The organism is Mesorhizobium sp. M7A.F.Ca.MR.362.00.0.0 (assembly GCF_004023175.1).
Taxonomy (GTDB): Bacteria; Pseudomonadota; Alphaproteobacteria; order Rhizobiales; family Rhizobiaceae; genus Mesorhizobium.
Genome location: NZ_RZTF01000476.1, coordinates 1 through 609, shown reverse-complemented (window position 1 = coordinate 609; position 609 = coordinate 1). Strand labels below are relative to the sequence as shown.

Annotated in this window: 1 protein-coding gene (only partly in view); it reads left to right on the top strand. The window is 63.7% G+C overall.

Going from position 1 to position 609, the window contains the following annotated elements; all coding sequences use genetic code 11:
• On the top strand, window positions 1–609 hold part of the coding region annotated (locus EOC06_RS33360; protein WP_164898885.1) for a prolyl oligopeptidase family protein (this coding region is incomplete at its 3' end). Its footprint begins 1,319 nt before the window's first position; 609 of 1,928 annotated nt are visible.

The window sequence follows — 609 nt, the reverse complement described above, 5'->3', positions numbered from 1 at the left end:
CTCCAAGGACGGCACGATGATCCCTTATTTTGTCGTCAGGCGGCGCGATCAGAAGGGGCCGGTGCCGACGCTGCTTTACGGCTATGGCGGTTTCGAAGTGCCGCTGCTGCCCGGCTATGCCGGCGTGCGCGGGAGGCTATGGCTGGAAAAGGGCAATGCCTATGTGCAGGCCTGCATCCGTGGCGGCGGCGAGTTCGGCCCGGCCTGGCATCAAGCGGCGCTCAAGGGTAATCGCCAAAACGGATTCGACGATTTCGCAGCGGTCGCGCAGGACGTCGTCAAGCGCGGCATCGCGACAGCAAGCTCACTCGGCATCCAGGGTGGTTCGAATGGCGGCTTGCTGACCGGCGTTTCCTTGACGCAGCATCCCGAGCTATTCGGCGCCGTCATCATCGAGGTGCCGCTGCTCGACATGCTGCGTTACGCCGAATTGCCGCCTGGCGCCTCGTGGATGGCCGAATATGGCGATCCGTCGAAACCCGAAGACGCGAAATGGCTTTCAGCCTACTCGCCCTACCAGCATGTCGACGCCGCTGCCGCCTATCCGCCGGTGCTGCTGACCACATCGACCGCTGACGATCGGGTCCATCCCGGCCATGCGCGTAAGAT